The sequence below is a fragment of the Collinsella sp. AM40-7AC genome, assembly GCF_003468125.1.
GTDB classification, from domain to species: Bacteria; Actinomycetota; Coriobacteriia; order Coriobacteriales; family Coriobacteriaceae; genus Collinsella; species Collinsella aerofaciens_O.
The window spans coordinates 1-20817 of the sequence record NZ_QSGK01000005.1 but is presented as its reverse complement, the minus strand read 5'-3'; the positions used below and the strand labels follow the sequence as shown (position 1 = coordinate 20817).

The following is a 20817-nucleotide window of genomic DNA, read 5'->3' as shown; positions in this document are numbered from 1 at the left end:
GGTAGACTGATGGGGGGCGGGTGAGATTCGCCCGCGAGGGTTTGCCAAGCGGCGGGGGCTTTCGCGCGGGGTTACCGCGAAAGTTTCCGGCGGTTCGCAAATCCTTTATCGAACGAAAGGACATGCAGATGAGTTTGGGAACGCTGACCGTCAACGGTCGCCAGGACGGCTTTTTGTGCGAGGGCAAACCGTTCTTTTGGTTTGCCGATACGTGCTGGAGCGCATTTACGAGCATCGCCGAGGACGACTGGGACTACTATCTGACCCGCCGTGCCGAGCAGGGCATGAACGTGCTGCAGGTCAACACACTGCCGCAGTGGGATCGCTGCTGCCCCGATTTGGGCATTTGGCCCTATGCCAGCGAGGACGGCGTGCACTTTGATTGGTCCCGTCCCAACCAGGCGTACTGGGACCGCGCTGCTGCCATGTGTCGCGCTGCCGTCGAGCACGGCATTCGTCCGGCACTCGTGCTTATGTGGTGCAACTACGTGCCCGGTACCTGGGGCGCCAAGATTGCCGAGCATTGCGGTGCCGAGGTTATGCCGCGCGAGGAGGTCCGTGCCCACGTTGCCCGCGTCGTCGAGAACCTGGGTGAGTTCGACCCCGTTTACGTGGTGACAGGCGATACCGACTTTACCAGCGACGAGGCGATCGCCTATTACGAGGATGCCCTCGACGAAGTCGTCAATCGCGCGCCCGAGGCGTTGCGCACCATGCATATCAACCGCGGCAACCGCACCATCCCGGCACGGTACCTGGACCGCTTGGACTTCTACATGTTCCAGCCCGGCCACAACTACGAGGGCCAGCCCGAGGCTTGGCACTTGCCGCAGGACTTTATCGCCAACTATCCCAAAAAGCCGATGGTCAACTCTGAGCCTTGTTACGAGCAGATGGGTGCGTCGCGCAATGTGTACTGGCGCTTCACCGCGCAGGACTGCCGCGCGAGTGTGTGGTCGTCGATCCTTGCCGGCGCCAGCGCGGGTGTGACCTATGGCGCGCACGGTGTTTGGAACTGGCAGACTAGCAAGAGCCAGGGCTCGGTGTTGGGCGAGGGCTTCGATATGCCGTTCCGCTGGCAGGAGTGTCTGCAGTTTGCGGGCGTTTGGGACTTTGGCGCGATCGAGCATGTGCTTGCCGGCCTGGGTGCTACGGCTGGCGACGACGCACTTGCCGTGGTTCCGGCGCAGGAGCTCCTCGATGACGCGCGCGAGGCCATTCGTGTGGCGCGCGTTGGCGATCGCGTCGTCACGTACCTGCCGCGCACCACGGCGCTCAAGTTTAAGCTCGACGGCGCGCGTGGCTGGACGGCGACGGTTCTCGACATGGAAGACAAGCGCGTCGCCAAGCTGCCCGTTCGCGACAACGGTGACGGCACCGTGCGCGTGGCTCAGCATCCCTTTGAGCACGACGCCCTGGTGATCCTGACCCCTGGGCGTTAGCGTCCGTCTCGTCCGCTACCCGGGCTTCGCTCGGTTGCCAAACAACCCAGTCTCTTACTAAGTTGCGGTGGAATAGCCCCTAAATCAAAGTCGCGGGACTTTAAGCAGGAACTATTTCACCGCAACTGCTGAGGGGATAGGCTGCGGCAGCGGCAGAGGCGTTGGCAGCTGTGGCAGTGGCAACGGCAGCTGACAGGGTGTTTTCCGCCTGCTTGCTACAGCAGCTCGCCGTGGCGGGCGATGTAGCGGCGCTTTGCCAGCTGGGTGAGCGCGATGTAGGCGGTGACGATGCCGATGAGCAGCGCGAAAAAGCTCGTGGGCAGCGGCATGAGACCCAGCGCATCGGCGATGGGGCTTGCCGGTAGCCAGGTGACGAGCACCAGGCCCAGCACGGTGAGGAGGCACAGCGCGGGCGCGGCGTGGTCGCGCGGGCGTGGCAGGCGCGGGGAGCGCAGCATGTGGACCACGAGCGTCTGCGACCACATGGACTCGACAAACCAACCGCTCTGGAAGAGCGCCGTAAAGGCCGCCATGCCTGCGACGTCGCCTATAGCGGCAAGCTCTGCCCAGCTTGCGCCCACGGCGGCGGGGCACACCACAAAGAAGAGCGCGGCGAAAGTCACGATATCAAACAGTGAGCTCACGGGACCCAACTCGAGCATAAAGCCCTTAATGGACGCGGCATCCCAGGCGCGCGGACGGGCAGTCCAGGCGTCATCGACGGTGTCCCACGGCAGCGCGATGCACACGATCTCGTAGACCAGCGACAGCAGCACCAACTGCAGAGCGCTCATGGGCAAGAATGGCAAGAACAGGCTCGCGACGGTCACGGATAGCACGTTGCCAAAGTTGGAGCTCACCGTGGTCTTGAGGTACTTGAGCAGGTTGCCGTAGGTGCGGCGGCCTTCGATGATGCCGCGCTCGAGCACGCCCAGGTCCTTCTGGAGCAAGATGATATCGGCGGATTCCTTGGCGATGTCGACGGCCGAATCGACCGAGATGCCGCAGTCGCTCGCGCGCATGGCGGCGGCGTCGTTGATGCCATCGCCCATAAAGCCCACGGTGTGGCCGGGCAGCTCGCGCATGACGCGCACTAGGCGCGCCTTCTGCAGCGGCGAGAGCTTGGCGAACAGATGGGTTTTCTCGGCGCGCTCGGCAAGCTCGGCGTCATCGAGCGCATCGATCTCGGAGCCCAGCAAGACATTGCTCGCGTCGATACCGATCTGCTCGCAGACGGTGGCGGCGACGCGATCGTTGTCGCCGGTCAGGACCTTGACCGCCACGCCCTTGGCCTCGAGGGTGGCGACGGCGCCCGCGGCACTTGCTTTGGGCGGATCGAGGAAGGCCAAAAAGCCCATCAACACCATGTCGCATTCGTCGGCAATGCCAAACTCGCCCACGCAGCGTGGATTGGTTTTCTGCGCCACGGCAATCACGCGCAGGCCCTCGGCATTGAGCCCAGCGACCTGCTGGCGAATCTGGGCGAGCTTATCTTCGGTGAGCGGCTGGGCGGCCCCATCGACCTCGACAAAGGAGCAGATCTCGAGCATTTCCTCGGCAGCTCCCTTGGTGACCATCTGGGTTTTGCCTTGGGCATCGGCGACAACTACGCTCAGGCGACGGCGCGAGAAATCGAAGGGAACCTCGTCGACCTTGGTGTAGCGGTCGCGCAGGCTCTGGCCCAGCGTGGAATCGGGCACGACGGTCGAGGACGTCACGTCGGCACGGTCGATAACGGCCAGGTCGATAAGGTTTTTGAGGCCGGTCTGGAAGAAGCTGTTCAAAAACGCATGGCGCAGCACGCGTGCGTCCTCGTTGCCGTCGGTGTTGAGGTAGCGCTCGAGCACGATGCGGTCTTCGGTGAGGGTGCCGGTCTTGTCGCAGCACAGGACGTCCATCGCGCCGAGGTTTTGGATTGCCGGCAGCTCCTTGACGATAACCTGACGACGGGCGAGGTCCTTGGCGCCCTGCGACAGGCTCGTGGTCACGATGACGGGAAGCATCTGCGGCGTGATGCCCACGGCCACGCTCGTGGCGAACAGCAGTGCGTCGATGACGTTGCCCTTGGTGGCGGCGTTGATGGCAAAGACGGCCGGCGCCATAACGAGCATGAGACGTACGAGCAACATGGAGACGCTCGAGACGCCGCGGTCAAACGCGCTCTTCTCGCCGCGCCCGTTGAGTATCTTGGCGATGCCGCCCAGGTAGGTGTCCGAGCCGGTGGCAACGACAAGCGCCATGGCGGTGCCGTTTTGCACGGAGGTGCCGGTAAAGACGATGTTCTTGCAGGCAGAGAGTGGTAGCGCGGAGCCGTCGGCACCCTCGACGACGGTGATGGCAGCGGTCTTCTCGACGGCCTCGCTCTCGCCGGTGAGTGCGGACTCGATCACAAACAGGTCGCGCGCAGTGATGATGCGGGCATCTGCCGGCACCATGTCGCCGGCAGAGAGGCGGATTACATCGCCGGGGACGAGCTCGTCGAAGGAGATCTCGACGCGCTCGCCGTCGCGCAGGGCACAGCAGGTGCTGGAGACCAGGTCCTTAAGGGCCTCGGCCGCATTGCCGCTGCGGGCTTCCTGGATAAACTTCATGCCGCCCGATACCAGCAGCATGATGCCGATGACGATGACCGTGGAGGGGTCACGCTGCAGCTCGGGCACGGCGAGCACGTCGATGTAGAGCGAGACCAGTGCGAGGGCGGCGAGGATGCCAGCGAAGGGATCGACGAACGCGTCGGCGATGCGGCGGGCGAGCGTCTTGGTCGGCGCTTCGATGGTGTTGGGGCCGACGGCGCTCAGGCGCTCGGCGGCGTGCTCGGCGGTGAGGCCGTCGGCTGTGGCGTCGAGCAGCACGAGGGCATCCTCGGCGCTATGGGTGGCGGCGAATATGGTGTTCTTGGACATGCCGGTATGAGCGGCGGGGCGCGCCGTGCGGCGGCGCTTGGAGATGGCTTCGAGTACCGTGGCGGTTTTGAGCATCAGCATAGGGTCCTCCTTGTTGAAGGGAGTTAGCGTACGTGTCGTATGTGCTTCAAAAAACCTAGATGTCGCTCACGTCATGCTTTCGAACCACCACAAAGGGACAGGCACCTTTGTGGTGGTTTTGACGATCGGCTGTTGGCGCTTATGCGCGCGCGGAATCCTCGCGGCGTGCCGAGGGCGACATGCAGGTTTTTCGACTATGACTGCCTTCCATGGCACACCTCCTTAAGGCCGGGCGCGGCGCGCTTTGGGTATCTCGTACCCGTTACAATCCGCCCGTATTCTTGATGAGGGGGTTTGCCGTGTCAACCCCAATGTTTGGAAAACCATTGCCCCTGACAAAGCCTTTACAGAATGCCGAGGCCCCAAAGCGCGCCCGCAACGCGCCCTGCCTGCGCTAAACTGGAAGGCACGTACGCGATTACGAGAGGAGCCCGCATGGAGGCTTACAAGCAAGAGTTCATCAAGTTTATGGTTGAGTCCGACGTCCTTAAGTTCGGCAGCTTTACGCTCAAGAGCGGCCGTCAGTCCCCGTTCTTTATGAACGCCGGCGCTTACGTGACGGGCTATCAGCTCAAGAAGCTGGGCGAGTATTACGCCCAGGCCATTCACGATAACTTTGGCGACGACTTTGACGTGCTGTTTGGGCCGGCCTACAAGGGCATTCCCCTGGCCGTCGTGACCGCAATTGCCTACCACGAGCTGTACGGCAAGGAGGTCAAGTACTGCTGCGATCGCAAGGAGGCCAAGGACCACGGCGCCGACAAGGGCAACCTGCTGGGCTACGAGCCCCAGGACGGCGACCGCGTGGTCATGGTCGAGGACGTCACTACCAGCGGTAAGTCCATCGACGAGACCTATCCCAAGGTCAAGGCTGCTGCCGATGTCGAGATCAAGGGCCTCATCGTGTCCCTCAACCGCATGGAGGTCGGCAAGGGTGGCGTGACCACCGCGCAGAAGGAGATCGAGGCCAAGTACGGTTTCCCCGTCGCGAGCATCGTCTCCATGGCCGAGGTCGTCGAGACCCTCTACAACCACGAGATCGACGGCAAAGTCGTCATCGACGACGAGCTCAAGACCGCTATCGACGCCTATTACGAGCAGTACGGCGTTCGTTAGTTACGGCGTTTTACCAAACGCCGTAACTGCTCGACGCTGCGCGCTGCCCAGGGCGACAATTTGTCATTCAAAAGGCAAGGCATGACCAGAAGGTCTATGCCTTGCCTTTTTCATGCCAACTTGTTCGCCCTGGGCGGCGCTCGCTGTCCGTCCTCTGCCTGCGGCGTCATCTTGCTCCGGATGTGGCACTTGGGGACGTTCCTTTTCTGCCGGCACCTGGGGACACTCCTGATGTGGTCGTTGGGGACGTTCTTAAATGACTACTCAGGATGAGCGTCCAAAAATCCGCGCTCGTTCGATTGGCGCATGTCTACGCAGCGTAGGTTGTCGAGCCTGGCCTTCAAATGGATACTGACTGTCGAACCGGTTCACTCCATTTCTTCAATTTGATTGGACAGCCCATGAACCAGACACGGCAAACCAATGCCTCCCATACTTTTTTGGCAGCGCATGCCATCAAGCAGCTGCGCGAAGAGCGCGGCCTCACCCAGCGCGCCCTGGCGGAAAGCCTTGGCGTGACCGATAAAGCCGTCAGCAAGTGGGAATCCGGCCGCGGCCTTCCCGACATTTCCCTCGTTGAGCCTTTGGCCCAGAGACTCGGCATAAGCGTGGCCGAGCTTTTGGCCGGTGACATTCGGGCCAACGCCAACCGTGCAGGCAATATGCTCAAAGGCGTCTTTTACGTTTGCCCTATCTGCGGAAACGTTGTGCACGCGCTCGGAGAAGGCAGCTTTAGCTGCTGTGGCTCCACGATGTTTCCCCAGGAGGCCGAAGAGCCGGACGCGGACCACGCCTTTTCCATCGAGCGCATCGAGGACGATTGGTACGTCACGCTCGATCATCCCATGACCAAGGATCACTACATTAGCTTTGTGGCATATGCGACTATGGACGGCATCTGCTTTAAGAAGCTCTATCCAGAGCAATCGGTGCAGCCGCGCTTCCATATTACCGGGCGCGGCAGGATATATCTTTACTGCAACCAACACGGACTCTTTACGTCGCTGACGCCTCGCAAATAACGGCTGTCTTCCGCCCTCCTCATGCGTTCCCAGGGGACCCAAAATGAGCGTGGATAATCTCTCGGGTTTGGCCTGTGTGCGGGCTCAAAGTGGGAGATTATCCACGCTCGTTATCTGAGTGTCCAAAAATCCACACTCGTCGCTACTTGAGTCCGGGCAGGCGGGTGTAGGGGAACGAGCGCTCTAGGAACTCGGAGCAGCGGGCGTAATCTTTGGCAAAGTAGCTGCTATAGAGCGAATCGAGTACGTATTGCACGGCGATATGGCTGGCGAACTGCGTGATGCGGTGCGTCATGCTCTCGTGGTCGCTTACCGTGAGATAGGCGGCAAAGCCGGGGTGAATGCGGGCACAGTACGGCGTGCCGATGACGATGACCGGGACATGTCGACTGCTAAGGATCGGCAAGATCTCCTTGAGGTTGGGGGCAAGGCCGCTGTAGGAGATGACGATTGCCACATGGTCGGGACCCGAGGCGAGCGCCGTGCGCACCTGCGCCTCGACGCTGTCGTGGCACGTCGCGCTTTTGCCGGCGGAAAGCAGGCGATCGCGGAACATTCCCGCTGGATACAGGTTATGCGAGCCCGCGTAGATGTCCACGGTGCCGGCGCGCATGATGAGCTTGGCGGCGTGGTCGAGCTGTGCAGGGTCGAGCAGCTCCTGCGTTTCGGCCAAGGTGGTCTGGTAGAGCCCCTCCATGCGCTCCATCACCTGCGCAGGGGTGGAGGTGGCATCGAAGGGAAAGTTGATGTCCACGTCGCGCCGGTTGCCCGCCTCGGTCGCCTGGCGGATGAGCTCGACCTTGAGGTCTTTGAATCCCTCGAGGCCGAGCTTTTTGCAAAAGCGGTGCACGCTCGCGACCGAAACGTTGGCGCACGCGGCAAATTCCTTAATGGAAAGCCCGCGCACATCCTCGCCCATGGCGAGGGCCGTTCGCCCAAGTTGTTGCTCGGTGGGGGTGAGGCTTTTGCCCTGCGTGATCTTTCGCCTGATATCCATATGGCTCCTATGCGTTTGCGTCGCGATAAACCAATCATAGCGATAAATAAAACGTTCGGCTTAGCTGGGAGTTTTGGTCCGCCGGTCTATGAACGACGGACCGCTCGACGCTGTGCGGGCTCAACATAGGGGCGCTGTCCTTGTTGGGCCGTTTGCGCCCGGGGCGTTACCCGAGCACGCGTACGGGCCCCAAGAGGCCGCTGGGATCGGAGGGCTCGGTCATGCCGAACATGTCGGGGACGGCGTGGTCGAGGGTGTTGATGATATCGATCGTAAGCGCGTGCTCGCCGGCTAAAAGTGCGGCGGCCTCAAAGCGGTAAGGCGGACAGATGCGGGTGCCGAGGGATTTGCCGTCGAGGGTGACGGCTGCGGTCTCAAAGACCTCGCCAAGGTCGATGACGGTGCGGGTGGCCGCTTCGCCCAGGACAAAGGAGGCCCGGTAGCGGAATGTGCCGGCCTTGCCGGGGAACTCGGCCGAGGAAAGGTCGTGCAGGTCTGCAAGCTCAACAGACTCGCCAAAGGCATCGGTGCCAGGGGCAGAGAAGGCAACCGCCCAGGGCCCGTCGACGCATGTGGCTTCGTCTCCAGCAGTTGCCGCGCCGGCGGAACCTGTAGCCCCAAGGACCACGATGCAGCTCTCGTAGGGAGCCAGCTCGAGCGTGCCGTCAAAGGCGGCGGGATCGGTGCCGTTGAGCAGGTCGAGGCGCGCGCCTGCAACGGGTGTGCCGTCGGCAAGCGCAATCTGAGTGGAGATACCCTGCTTGGGATGCTCGTTGACGAGCATTAGATAGGTCTCGCCCGCCCGCTCGTAGCGCAGTGCGCGCAGCCAGGGCTGGGGCTCGGCACAAACCACGGTCTGCATACCGGCGTCGGCAAGCGTGCCTGCGAGCTCGGCGGTTGCCAGGAGCTTGATGCCGGCGACCGCGGCTGCATCCACGGAGGCAAAGCCCTCGCGGGCTGCAATATCACCGTCGTAGCGCTTGCTCGGCAACTCATCCAGCGCGTACACGGCAACACCTGCGGCTGCGGCGCGCGCGGCAAAGTCGAGCACGGCTCCGCCGACAAACTCGGCTCCGGGCATCACCAGGCAGCGGTATGCCTGGCCGTTCACGCCAAAGCCGCTACCGTCTGCGGCAATTTCAACGGCATAGCGCCCTGCGTCCTCAAATGCCTCTGCCGGCACGATGTCAAAGTCGACCTGCGCGCGCATAAGCTCGGAGGCGGCATGCTGCATAAAGTTCGCCTCGCCTGTCCACTCGGCGTCCGCATGGTAGAGAAGCGCCACCGGGGTCGTTGCGCGCCCGCCGCTCAGCAGGCTCGCCGTACGGTTCATGTAGCTCATGAGCTGCCCAAAGTGTGCAAACTGGGGGTTTTGGCCATGCGCATAGAAATGCGGCGGGCAGTCCCAGTCGGGGAAGGCGGCCATGCTAAAGGCATGCGGCACAAACCAATTGACGCCGCGCACCAAAAAATGATCGGCGATCCACTTCATCTCGCGTAGGCCTTCGTGCCATCCAAATGCGCCAAAGACCTCGGCCATGCAGCGCCCCTGCTTTTTGGGATCGAGGTGTGCTGCCGAGGAGCCCAGCTTGGGCAGCACGTAGTTATAGAACTCGAGGTCCCACACGCCGCGTCCGTAGCTGTGAAGGCCGCGGTCCATGCCGGGTACCAGCTGGTTGATCACGATGTCGACGCCCGCCATGTCCTGACCGCCCACGGCGCGGAAGTAGTGCCCGGCGCCCACGCCCAGGCGCGCGTGGCAGTCCTTGTCCTCGATAACGTGGCCGATGTACTGCACGCCGCGCGCGCGGCACCAGTCTCCGAGCTGGTCGCAGAAGCACTCCTTATAGAGGGTGCTCGCGATGTCCATATAGACGTGGCGTACGTGCGCGCCGGCCGGCTCGCGGTCCCACAGGTGCGGGAGCTCGGCCAGGTAGCGCTCGCCCAGTGCCGCGCGTAGGCGACGCTCAAGCTCGGCCGACCAGGGTAGGGGCGCGGTGGCCTTGCCGATGAGCGTGTCCGAGATGCCATCGGGGCCCGTGGTGCCCTTCTCGTTGGCAAATCCGGGCTCATCGGAGAAAAAGCCCAGGATCGTCTTGCCAAACTCATCGCCCAGATGCTCAAAATGCGGCTCGTAGACAGCATCGATGAGCTGCGCCACCGAGGTGCGGTCGACCATATTGATGTAGTCCTCGTTGTAGGAGGTCTTGCCGCTCGTGAACATCACGCATGCCTGCGTGAGGCCCGCAGGTGCATCGAAGACCAGGCGGCTGGGGTTGCCGTCTGCATCGTCGATTACTCGGTAAGCGACGTCGACGGGGCTGCCGTCCTGCATAAATGTCACGCCGTAGAAGCGCTCCGTTTTGTCGAGCATGTTGGCGAGCGCGATGCTCGCGGCGGACGTGGGGCCCACGATGTCGAACGTGCGGTGCGTGAGCACGATCTTGCGGAGCTCGGGCACGGCCTCCTTGACGGCGCCGTTGGCAAAGCCCGTGGGGAAGTGCGCGTCGTCCAAGATCCAGAGCTTAAGGCCCAGCTGCTTGCACTCGTCAATGACAAAGCGCAAGTCGCGCCACCAGCCCTCGCCGCAAAAATCGGGGTGTGGGCGGCTTTCGAGACAGACCTCGTGGATGTCGGCGCCGGCGATCTTCTCCAGATACTCGGCAATGGTCTTATGGCTCTCGCCCTTCATCCACAAAAACGGAAGCACATGGTTGTCGTATGTACCCTCGAGCACCTGCTGATAGTGCGCGGTCATGGATCCTCCTTGGCTCGATCGATCTGCTGCATAGCACAGATTATGGACGCGTCGGCGCGTTCTGCTAATATCTGAATCACGACGAACTATGACTAAATCAACGATTGGCAAGCCATGGAGATCGACGAGCTCGAGCGTAGGCTCAGCGAACTGAGCGCCAGTGAGATCGCTTATAAAGACGGCATGGCATTTGATTGGTCGATTATGACCGAGCATGTCGAAATCGACGGATGCCCAGTGCGCAAGATTGGGCAGCCAGGGTTTGCCTATGCCCAGCCCGGCATGCCGCGTGGCCTGACGATAAGGAAAAACTCGCGCTTTAATGCAGTTCCCGAGCACGTGCATGATTACGTGGAGATGAGCTATGTGTATCGCGGGCGCTGCCCGCAGACGGTGGCGGGGGAGAGGCTCGAGTTGCGCCGCAACGAGGTGCTTTTGCTCGACGCCCTTTGCCCTCATGCCGTGGCGGCGCTCGGCGAGGACGACATCATGCTGAGCATGACCGTTTCACGCTCTTTTTTGCGCCGGAGTCTCGAGTCGAGCCTCTCGCGCGAGAGCGCGGTCTCGCGGTTTTTGTTCAACGCGCTCAACAGCGAGACGGACCATCGGGGCCATGTCCGTTTTTACTGCGGCGAGAGCCGTCGGATTCGGCGCTACATGCAGGAGATGCTCTGCGAGCTGTACGACCCGAGCCCCAACGGTCCCGAGATCGTCTTGCGTCTGTTTCAGCTGTTTTTGGCCGAGCTCATGGATTGCTACGAGCGCGAGCTGGTGCGCGGCGCGGCGGACGGCACGGCGGGGCCCACTGCCCTGGTGACGGGAATGCTTGGCTATATCGATTGTGAATTCGCTGCATGCTCCCTCGAGGGGATGGCGGCGGAGTTTGGCTTGAGCCCTAATTATGCGACGGCGCTTCTCAAGCGCCATGTGGGCAAGACCTTTAGGCAGCTTGTGCAGGAGCGACGCCTGGTACGTGCGGCCGAGCTTCTGCGCGGCGGCGCCACGGCCGGGGCGGCTGCGCATGCGGTGGGCTATGAAAACATGAGCTTCTTCTACCGTAAGTTTCACGACAAGTATGGCTGCACCCCCGCGGCATACCGCCGGTAAGCGCGGGGCGGATCGTCTTCGCTCCTTCGGTGTCAAAAAGTTTCAGCTGCAGCGCTGTTGCAGCGCGCGTCTGCGAAAAGAAGTGTCGGGTTTGGCACCCCTGCCCCTGCCTGTCGCGTGCGTGGGCGATACTCGGCCTATCGACCCGCAATGCAAAGGAGATGCTCATGGCAAACATCAAGTTCCCCGAGGGTTTCTATTGGGGCGGTGCCACGGCCGCCAATCAGTTTGAGGGCGCTTGGAACGTTGACGGCCGCGGTCCGTCGGTCGACGACCATTTCTTGGGCGGCAGCTACAAGGAGCCGCGTCAGATCACGATCGACATCGACCCCGACCGCTTCTACCCCAATCATGACGGTATCGACTTCTACCATCACTACGAGGAGGACATCGCGCTGTTCGCCGAGATGGGCTTTACCATGTTCCGCATGTCCATCTCTTGGAGCCGCATCTTCCCCAACGGCGACGATGCCGAGCCCAACGAGGCCGGCCTCGCCTTCTACGACCGCGTCTTCGACTGCCTGCGCGCTCACAATATCGAGCCGCTCGTGACCCTGTCGCACTACGAAATGCCTTATCACCTGGTCGAGAAGTACAACGGCTGGGCGAGCCGCGAGCTCATCGGCTTCTTTGAGAAGTACTGTCAGACCGTCTTCGACCGCTATCAGGACAAGGTCAAGTTCTGGCTCACCTTCAACGAGATCAACTGCGGCACCCAGGACATGGGCAACCTCTTTGGGACCAGCATGATCCAGGGCTTTGAGGGCCCGGCTTCGGCGGTCCACACCACGCCGCAGGCCCGTATGCAGGCCCTGCATCACCAGTTTGTCGCCAGCGGCCGCGTCGTGCGCTATGCCCACGAGCACTATCCGCAGTTTAAGATGGGCAACATGGACTGCTTCATCCTCTCCTATGCCGCCACGTGCGATCCGGCCGACGTGTTCGCCACGCAGCAGGAGATGAATACCATGAACTGGTACTGCTCCGACGTGCAGGTGCGCGGCAAGTACCCGTTCTATGCCAAGCGCTTCTGGGCCGAAAACGATGTCGAGCTCGTGATGGAGGACGGCGACCTGCAGGATATCGCCGACGGCAAGGTCGATTTCTACACCTTTAGCTACTACATGTCCGGCACCGTGGGCACCCACAAGGACCACGAGATGACCGAGGGCAACATGACCTTTGGCGGCAAGAATCCCTATCTGGAGTCCACCGACTGGGGCTGGCAGATCGATCCGCTGGGTCTGCGCATCGCCCTCAACGAGATTTACGCCCGCTACGAGATTCCGCTGATGGTGGTCGAGAACGGCATGGGCGCCTACGATGAGGTCGAGGAGGACGGTTCCATCCACGATCCGTACCGCATCGCCTACTTGCAGAGCCACATCAAGGCCATGGGCGAGGCCATTGCCGACGGCGTCGACCTGATTGCCTACACCTGGTGGGGCCCCATCGACTTGGTTTCCGCCGGCACCGGCGAGATGCGCAAGCGCTATGGCTTCATCCACGTCGATAAGTACGACGACGGCACCGGTACCTACGAGCGCCGCCGCAAGGACAGCTTCTACGCCTACCAGAAGATCATCAAGTCCAACGGTGCCGAGGGCCTGGATTAATCGACAATATGAGTGCCACCGGGGAAAAGCGTTGGGATGGGCTCGCGATTCGAGTCCCCACCTTAGCATTTGAACCATTTGGCACTATAATCACCATAGGCATGCGCACAACGTTGCGCTTAATCAAGAGGAGAAAACGTATGGGTCTGTTTGACATGTTCAAGAAGAAGGCTGAGCCCGCGGCTGCCGCTGCTCCGGCCTCCATCTCTGCTTCTGCCGGCGCCGACGTGCTGTGCTCGCCCGTCAAGGGCAAGGTCATCAAGATGGCCGACGTGCCCGATCCCGTCTTTGGTGGCGAGGTTCTGGGCAAGGGCTGCGCCGTGTGGCCCGAGGACGATCTGGTCTACGCTCCCTGCGACGGCAAGGTGACCGTCACCATGGGTCACGCCGTGGGCCTGCAGTCCGATAGCGGCATCGAGGTTCTGGTGCACGTTGGCGTCGATACCGTCAACATGAACGGCGACGGCTTCGAGGGCTTCGTCAAGGCCGACGATGTCGTTAAGGCTGGCCAGCCCATGCTCAAGATCGACCGCGCCAAGATCGCCGCTGCCGGCTACAAGGACTGCGTCGTCGTGGCTGTGTCCAACACCGCCGAGTTCGCCGACGTCGAGCTCGCCGTCGAGGCTGACTCCGCTGTCTCCGCTGGCGATGCCATCGTCAAGGTCGTCCGCAAGTAGTCTGCGGCAACATAAGGGTGTTTTGGGGTGGTCGGGTTATCCGGCCGCCCTTTTTTATTGCAATGCGGCGGAACGTTTTATTGCGCGTTGGGCGGACCGGTAAACCGTTCGGACGTTAAATCGAGCCGACTGCGCCTTTGCTTTGCCGGGGGTGTTCGTTATCGGCTAGTATGGCCTTATTGTTACGACGCGCACCGCGTCGGGAAGCGCGGTGCCGCTTGTTGGGAGGAATGTCATGAAGAAGAAGCTGCTGCTTGCGCCCCTGATGGCTGTTCTGGTCGCGTGCGTGGTTGTGCTTTCCGGCTGCGGAGGTCCTTCGGTTGAGGAGCTCATCACCGAGGATCTTACGACGCAGTTTGACGAGGTCAAGAACGGCGGCGACGACTTCCTCGCCGGCCTGGAAGAGGCCTCGGGCGACGAGTTCGAGCAGCTGGGCATCGATCCCAAGGAGTACGCCAAGAGCTATCTCGAGGGTTTTGACTACAAGATCGGCGATGTGACGGTCGACGAGGACAAGGGCACCGCGACTGCCGATGTCACCATTACCTGCAAGTCCATGAACAAGATCGTTGAAGATTTCGCCACCCAGTATCAGGAGAAGATCGCGGCGCTCGATACGATGCCTTCCGAGGACGACCTGTACAAGATGGCCGGCCAGGTCATGGTCGACGTGACCAAGGCCGCTAAGACCAAGGACACCAAGGTTACCTTCAAGTACTCCTGCAATGACGACGGCGAGTGGTCTGCCGACGATTCCGCAACCAACGAGATGATGAATGCCATGATGAGCTAGTTTGTTACGCGGTTTTGCCAAACCGCGTAACGGCTCGACGCTGCAAGCCCGCCAGAGCGGCAATCTGCCTTTCAACTTCGGCGGCATGACCAGAAGGTCAATGCCGCCTTGTTTCAAGGCACCTTGCTCGCTCTGGCGGGCTTTCGCTCATATGACCCAATCCGCTGTCAAGAGCCACAATGGCCCCGCCGACCGCTTGCAATCGGTCGGCGGGGCCTGCCGTTAACCCGTCCCGGTCCGCCCCCGGCATGTCATCGACGCCTTCGGCTCAGTCTCATATCCGCGGATACCGTTCTGTCGGCCCGCACTCCATTCCTTCGGCGGGGTTCCCCAAGTCTGTCGAGGCGCATGCGGAGGGCTCCGCGCGCACAGCGAAATAGGGGGTATCCCCGAAGGCCGCCCGGCTCGCCGGGACGGGGGCTATGTCTATTCCGCGCCCTCCCGGCACATCATGCCGAGGGCCCACAGCCACCTCACGAGCTCGGCCGCGGTGGCCGCGTTGGCCTTCGCCGCGGGCATGCCGCGGGCGAGCATCTCCTCGCGCCGCCGCAGGAGCCGCTCGGACCCCTTCCTCCCGTGCATCCTTATCTCGAGGGGCACGCCCGTGTCCCTCGGCATGAGCTTCGGCTGGTGCCGCGCCGCGGCGTAGCACCATGAACCCTCAACGGCCAGCTTCCTCACGAGCGCGTTGCCCGCACCGCTGATGCCTCCGAGCCGCACGGAGTCGCCGCTCGACCTCTGACTCGGCGCGAGGCCGAAATAGGCCGTGACCTGCCTTCCGGAACGGAACCTCGTGAAGTCGCCGACCTCGGCCGAGAAGGCTGCGGCCAGCGCGAAGGCGCAGCCCTTGATCGACTGGAGGGCGGCCGCCTCCGCGGCGATCGGGCTGGCATCCACGGCTGCCCTGTACTCGGAGAGCAGATCCGCCCGGGCCTCCGCCGCGGCCTCGACCTCGCTCCTCAGAGCGGCGAGCGTCCGAACCCCGCCATCGTCCTCCGGCCTGACCTTGTCGAGCCACCTCAGGAAGTCGTAGGTCCAGTACTTCCTCGGGTTGCCGGCGGGCGTGGTGCCGCCGTAGGCGAACCCTCGCTTTGCGAGGAAGGCGAGCAGCCGCTGCTTGGCGGTCGCCAGGCGCGCGGTCGCCCCGTCGTAGGCGCCGGCGAGGTCCCTGATGCCTTCGACCTCGGGGGAGGGGACCCATACGGGGGAGATGTCGTGGGCGAGTATCGCCTTGGCCATCCTGGCGGCGTCGTTCCTGTCGTTCTTGGAGGCCGAGTCGGCGGCCGACCTGGGGATCTTCGAGACCGCGGCGACGACGCACTCGACGCCGAGCCCGGCGAGCTCCCTCTGCGGGGCGAAGCCGGGGTAGCCGCTCTCGTAGGCCGCGAGCGACGGCCCGGGGAACCCACCCATCCACCCGGCGATCTCGCCCCAGGGGTTGCCGGGGAACCTCCTCGTCACGGCCTCGCCGGTGTCCGCGTCGAGGGCGCAGACGGTGGTCGACCTCAGGTGGACGTCCATCCCGAACGCGGTAGAATACTTTGGCATGGGAGCCTCCCAACCTCGTTGCGGCGCGGCTGCGCCTATGGCACTTCAACATCATTGTCGCAGCCCCGACCCGCGGTCACGAGCGGGGGCTCCTATCTTTTTAGTGCCCTCGGATTGGGTCATAGTGTCTGTCGTTACCAAAACATCGGCGTTGCCTTGGTCCGGACTAGTCGTTGGGTAGTCATTGGGGACGTTCTTAAACGACTAGTCAAACAAGAACGTCCCCAATGACTACCCACAAAGCGAGAGTGGATCTCGTCATTTTGCGGCACTTGGGGACGTTCCTTTTCTGCCGGCAGTTAGGGACACTCCCTGTACAAAAACCGCCCCGTCCTCTGTAGAGGACGGGGCGGTTTGTCTTTTAGGCTTGAGCGGCCAGGCTTATGCAAAGCGGGCGACGAGCTCCTGGAGCACGTCGGTCATCTTGACGAGCGAACTGACCGGGACAAACTCGTTGACGCCGTGGTAGCAATAGCCGCCGGTGGAAAGGTTGGGGCAGGGCAGACCGCGGAACGACAGCTGCGCGCCGTCGGTGCCGCCGCGAATCGGCAGCACTTGGGGCTCAACGCCGCAGGCAAGGTAGGCTTCCTTGGCAACATCAATAAGCTCGGGATAGTCACGAACGATCTCGGCCATATTTCGATACTGCTGCTTAATCTCGACCGTCACGCGCTTGTCACCCAAGCGCTGGTTGAGCATCGAGGCGGCGGCATCAATAAGGTCGAGTTTCTGCTGGAACTTGGCTGCGTCATGGTCGCGGACGATATAGCGCGCTGTGGCGTGATCGACGGTTGCAGATACACCCTCAAGGTGATAAAAGCCCTCGTAGCCTTCCGTATACTCCGGGCGCTGCACGTAGGGGAGCAACGCGTTGAAGTCGCAGAACAGATTGCCTGCGTTAACCATACGGCCTTTGGCGTCGCCCGGGTGGATGGACTGGCCCTCAAAGCAGACGGTCGCCTCAGCGGCATTAAAGCACTCCCACTCCAGCTCGCCGATGGGGCCACCGTCGACCGTGTAGGCATACTTGCAGCCAAAGGTATCGATATCCAACAGCTCGGCTCCGTGGCCGATCTCCTCGTCAGGGCAGAAGCAAATGCCGAGTGCGGGATGGGGCAGAGAAGGGTCCTGAGCGATACGCGCGACAAGCGACATGATCTCGGCGACGCCTGCCTTGTCGTCCGCGCCCAGCAGCGTGGTGCCATCGCTGCAGACCAGGTCCTCACCCGCGAGGTCGTTCAGGGCGGGAAGCTTGGCGGTACTCATGGCAACGGGCTTACCGTCAACCGTGCCGCAGACCAGGTCGCCGCCTTCGTAGTGCACGATGTGCGGCTTCACGCCGGCGCCCGGTGCAACTTCGGTGGTGTCGAGATGGGCGATCAGGCCCAGGGCGGGCTTGTCCTCAGCGCCCACACTTGCGGGGATATGCGCGCAGACATAGGCGTGCTCGGTCACGTGGGCATCTTCCGCACCAAGCTCGCGCAGCTCTTCAGCCAGCACGTTGGCAAGGTCAAACTGAACGGCGCTCGAGGGTACCTGGTCGCAGTTTGCATCCTCGGACTGCGTGTTGATCTGGACGTAGCGCAAAAAGCGCTCGAGGACATCGGGGTTCGTGGTGGTGTTTTCCATAAAGACCGCTCCAATCTTGGTCGTCGTGTGCAACAAGAACTCTAGCACGGTATGCCACGGCATACCGCGACGCTTGGATGGGGTAGAATCAGCCAATGAATGCAGAAGGGACGGAAGATCATGGATACGACAAATAGCTCGCGCGAACTACATCTGACGGTGGCGAACGAAGACTACTTGGAGTGCATGGTTCGCATTGAAAGCGAAGAGGGGGAAACCAACGGCGTGCGATCGGTCGACATCGCGCAGCGCCTTGGCGTCTCCAAGGCATCGGTCAATAAAGCGGTTTCGGCGCTCAAAGCATCCGAACTTGTCGAGCAATCGCACTACGGCAAGGTAGTCCTGACCGATCGCGGCCGCGAGGTTGGTACGGCTATCTGGTACCGTCATCGCCTCATCCGCACGTTTTTGGTTCAGGAGCTTGGTGTCGAATTTGAGCGAGCCGATTCCGAGGCCTGCATGATGGAGCATGCGCTATCCGAGGACACGATGAACCGCTGGCTCGCCTATCTCGAAAAGCAGGGAATCAGCGTCGAGGAATAGCGGGATATATATGGATACGAGTTATTACAACCGCTTTGGTGCCGAGGAACTTACGCGCCGCTTGTCGAGCGAGACCTTGTTGGCGCAGGGCCCCATGGGCAGTGTTCTGTTGAGTGAGTACGATGCCGCCGACATTCCACCGGCGTTTTGGAATCTGGCAGAGCCGCAGACCGTTTCTCGTATTCATCGCTTGTATGTCGCCGCCGGCGCGCAGGTGCTCATTACCAACACCTTTCAGGCATCGAGCTATGCCCTCAAGCACGATCAGATTGCGCCGTCCGTGGCGGAGGTCAATCGCGGGGCCGTCGACGATGCCCGCCAGGCGCACCCTCAGCTGCTACTGGGCTCGATGGGCCCGATCGGTATTGAGTGGTTTGCCGAAGACTCTGTCGAGTATCGTGAAATCCGAGGCATTGCGCGCGAACAGGCGCACGCCTTGCTCAATGCTGGTGTTGACGGTCTGCTGATCGAGACGGTGACGTCTATCCGTAATTTGCAGCCCACGCTTGCCGGCGCCCGAGATGCCGCCGACGGCATGCCTGTCCTGGTGAGTTTTGTCGTTGACGATAAAGGCGACCTGTTGGGCGATGGCCTCAACATCGAGGCAGCCGTTTTGTACGCCGAAAAACACGGCGCAAACTCGGTTGGTGTTAATTGCTGTTCGCTTGCGGCCGCGAACGCGGCGGTGCCCAGGATGGTTGCATCGGCGACTACTCCCGTCACGGTGCGTCCCAACGTAGGCGATCCGGTCCAGACTCAGGATGGCCCCGTATGGCACGAGAACCCCGAAGCTTTCGCGCGCGCATGCATCGAATGGAGACATGCCGGTGCCGCAATGGTGGGCAGTTGCTGTGGAACCACGGCAATCACTACGGCAGCGATGGCCGAGGCGCTCGATATATAAAGGGCAAAACCGCTCCATACGGGGCGGTTTTTTTTATTGCCTGCATGTCCTCGGCAGCATTTGCCCAAATGGTGAATGCTGGTACCGGCAGGTTGCCGGGTGCGTGCTGCGGGTATACCTCATGCGTACCATGATCCAAACACTGCGAGGTGTCTGCGCGTGTGCGCGATAATTCATTTTGGAACTGACGGTTGGCGCGCTCGCGTCGATGAGGACTTCACTGCCGATAACGTTGCCCGTATCGCCGATGCCGTCGGCGAGTTGTGGCAAAAGACCAATCCGGGCAAAACGGTATATATAGGGTTCGACACTCGGCCCTTAGCGCGCGAGTTCGCTGAGCTTGCGGCAGGCGTGCTTGCCGCTCACGGATTGGACGCAGTGCTCGCATCTCGGCCTGTTCCGACCCCCGCCCTTACGTGGGCGGCGGCGTATGACGGCGAGGCCTGCGGTGCGCTCATGGTGACGGGATCCCATCATCCGCAGGGGTATCTGTGCCTTAAGCTGCGCATGGGAGATGGCTCGACGGCCAATCAGGATGTCATCGAAGAGCTCGAAGAGACTATGGCCCCCGAGCCGATGGGGATCGAGGAACGCTATCGCACCGCGGATATTATTCCTGACTATATGCAGGCGGTGGCATCGTTTGTCGATGCCGAGGCCATTCGAGCCGCTCACCTGCGTGTGGTAGTTGACCCCATGGGCGGCGCGGCCCAGGGATATCTTGCCGACCTGCTGCGGGAGCTAGGCGTCGAGGTGCACGAGATTCATGCCGGACAGTCGTCCGATCAAGAGGACATTTGCCCCGACCCTGTTGAGCCGTGGGTGGACGCTTGCGAGCGTGCGGTTGTCGAGGACGGGGCGTGCGCAGGCCTGGTGACCGACGGCGATGCCGACCGTATCGGTGCGGTCGACGAACGCGGTAGATATATTCATCCGCATCAAATCATGGCGCTTGTTTTGGGCGACCTCGTTCAATTCCGCAATTTGGAGGGGCGTGTCGTCGTCAATCTCTCGTGCTCGACGCTAGTGCGTCGCATTGCCGAGGCGCTTGGCTGTCGTGTGACCGTTAAGCCGGTCGGTTTCAAATATATAGCTGCAGAGATGAAGAAGGGCGGCGTCCTCATGGGAGGCGAGGAGGCCGGCGGTATCGGCATCGCCGCGCATATGCCTGAGCGTGATGGAATCCTTGCTTGTCTGATTCTGTGTGAGCTTATGGCAAAGACGGGCGCGCCTTTGGGCGTTTTGGTCGATCAGCTCGAGGCCAGTTTTGGTAAGACGAGCTATGGGCGTCGCGATTTGCGCCTTGAGGCCGAAGACGCCGAATCGCTGCGAACGCTGCTTCCTGGCATGAATCCTAAATCGATTTGCGGCAAGGCGCCGCAGGCTGTAAGCCATATGGATGGTTTACGTTTGGCATTCGAGGATGACACCTGGCTGCTGATCCGCCCCAGCGGGACCGAACCGGTGGTTCGCGTATACGCCGAGGGGTTCTCGGTGGAGGAGCGCGATGAGTTGCTCGATGCCGGCTGTGCCTTGGCTAAGGGAGCCTATCAGCTTTAGCCATATGACGCTTCACTATAAAGAGGCCCTCGGTGAGCGGTAGAGAACGGCTGGCAAACGTAAGCAGGGTTTTAATATGTGTAGGAAATGTGTACGCCCAGATTCCCGCCCCCGGCGCCCC

Annotated in this window: 15 protein-coding genes; 10 read left to right on the top strand and 5 right to left on the bottom strand. The window is 61.8% G+C overall.

Annotation, left to right across the window (positions count from 1 at the left end):
- The first annotated feature begins 128 nt into the window (after positions 1–128).
- Positions 129–1442, top strand: coding sequence for a DUF4038 domain-containing protein (locus DW892_RS05365; RefSeq protein WP_117766393.1), 1314 nt, complete (start codon positions 129–131; stop codon positions 1440–1442).
- 215 nt (positions 1443–1657) lie between these two features.
- Here the strand turns inward: DW892_RS05365 and mgtA are convergent, their stop codons facing one another.
- Complete coding sequence (gene mgtA, locus DW892_RS05360; protein ID WP_117766216.1) at positions 1658–4426, bottom strand: magnesium-translocating P-type ATPase; 2769 nt, start codon at positions 4424–4426, stop codon at positions 1658–1660.
- 435 nt (positions 4427–4861) lie between these two features.
- Here mgtA and pyrE point away from each other — a divergent pair, with 435 nt between their 5' ends.
- Both pyrE and DW892_RS05350 read left to right on the top strand, forming a co-directional pair.
- Positions 4862–5542: an orotate phosphoribosyltransferase gene (pyrE, locus tag DW892_RS05355; protein ID WP_117640525.1), complete on the top strand. Its 681-nt coding sequence runs from the start codon at positions 4862–4864 to the stop codon at positions 5540–5542.
- A gap of 401 nt (positions 5543–5943) precedes the next feature.
- On the top strand, positions 5944–6564 hold the full coding sequence (locus DW892_RS05350) for a helix-turn-helix domain-containing protein (protein WP_055250846.1): 621 nt from the start codon (positions 5944–5946) through the stop codon (positions 6562–6564).
- 142 nt (positions 6565–6706) lie between these two features.
- On the opposite strand, the gene DW892_RS05345 is transcribed toward DW892_RS05350, so the two are convergent.
- Entirely contained in the window at positions 6707–7561 is an 855-nt protein-coding gene (locus tag DW892_RS05345) for a MurR/RpiR family transcriptional regulator (RefSeq protein ID WP_117766214.1), read from the bottom strand.
- A 166-nt stretch (positions 7562–7727) separates the two neighbouring features.
- Complete coding sequence (locus DW892_RS05340; protein WP_117766212.1) at positions 7728–10319, bottom strand: glycosyl hydrolase; 2592 nt, start codon at positions 10317–10319, stop codon at positions 7728–7730.
- Positions 10320–10433: 114 nt separating this feature from the next.
- On the opposite strand from DW892_RS05340, the gene DW892_RS05335 reads away from it, so the two are divergent.
- The 4 genes from DW892_RS05335 to DW892_RS05320 all read left to right on the top strand — a co-directional run bounded on the left by DW892_RS05335 (position 10434) and on the right by DW892_RS05320 (position 14512).
- Entirely contained in the window at positions 10434–11426 is a 993-nt protein-coding gene (locus DW892_RS05335; protein WP_117766210.1) for a helix-turn-helix domain-containing protein, read from the top strand.
- A gap of 167 nt (positions 11427–11593) precedes the next feature.
- Entirely contained in the window at positions 11594–13042 is a 1449-nt protein-coding gene (locus DW892_RS05330) for a glycoside hydrolase family 1 protein (RefSeq protein ID WP_117766208.1), read from the top strand.
- Positions 13043–13182: 140 nt separating this feature from the next.
- Complete coding sequence (locus DW892_RS05325) at positions 13183–13719, top strand: PTS glucose transporter subunit IIA (RefSeq protein WP_117629667.1); 537 nt, start codon at positions 13183–13185, stop codon at positions 13717–13719.
- A gap of 235 nt (positions 13720–13954) precedes the next feature.
- Entirely contained in the window at positions 13955–14512 is a 558-nt protein-coding gene (locus tag DW892_RS05320; protein ID WP_117766206.1) for a hypothetical protein, read from the top strand.
- A gap of 426 nt (positions 14513–14938) precedes the next feature.
- Here the strand turns inward: DW892_RS05320 and DW892_RS05315 are convergent, their stop codons facing one another.
- Together DW892_RS05315 and pepT are read right to left on the bottom strand one after the other, a co-directional pair.
- On the bottom strand, positions 14939–16060 hold the full coding sequence (locus DW892_RS05315; RefSeq protein ID WP_117766204.1) for an IS110 family transposase: 1122 nt from the start codon (positions 16058–16060) through the stop codon (positions 14939–14941).
- Positions 16061–16441: 381 nt separating this feature from the next.
- On the bottom strand, positions 16442–17689 hold the full coding sequence (gene pepT, locus DW892_RS05310) for a peptidase T (RefSeq protein ID WP_117766202.1): 1248 nt from the start codon (positions 17687–17689) through the stop codon (positions 16442–16444).
- 120 nt (positions 17690–17809) lie between these two features.
- On the opposite strand from pepT, the gene DW892_RS05305 reads away from it, so the two are divergent.
- The 3 genes from DW892_RS05305 (at position 17810) to DW892_RS05295 (ending at position 20696) form a co-directional block, all read left to right on the top strand.
- Positions 17810–18232, top strand: a complete 423-nt coding sequence (locus tag DW892_RS05305) for a metal-dependent transcriptional regulator (protein ID WP_035138800.1) — start codon at positions 17810–17812, stop codon at positions 18230–18232.
- A gap of 10 nt (positions 18233–18242) precedes the next feature.
- Complete coding sequence (locus tag DW892_RS05300; RefSeq protein WP_117766200.1) at positions 18243–19136, top strand: homocysteine S-methyltransferase family protein; 894 nt, start codon at positions 18243–18245, stop codon at positions 19134–19136.
- A 159-nt stretch (positions 19137–19295) separates the two neighbouring features.
- The gene (locus DW892_RS05295) at positions 19296–20696 is read left to right on the top strand and encodes a phosphoglucomutase/phosphomannomutase family protein (protein WP_117766198.1); all 1401 of its coding nucleotides are present in this window, start codon (positions 19296–19298) and stop codon (positions 20694–20696) included.
- Positions 20697–20817 lie beyond the last annotated feature (121 nt).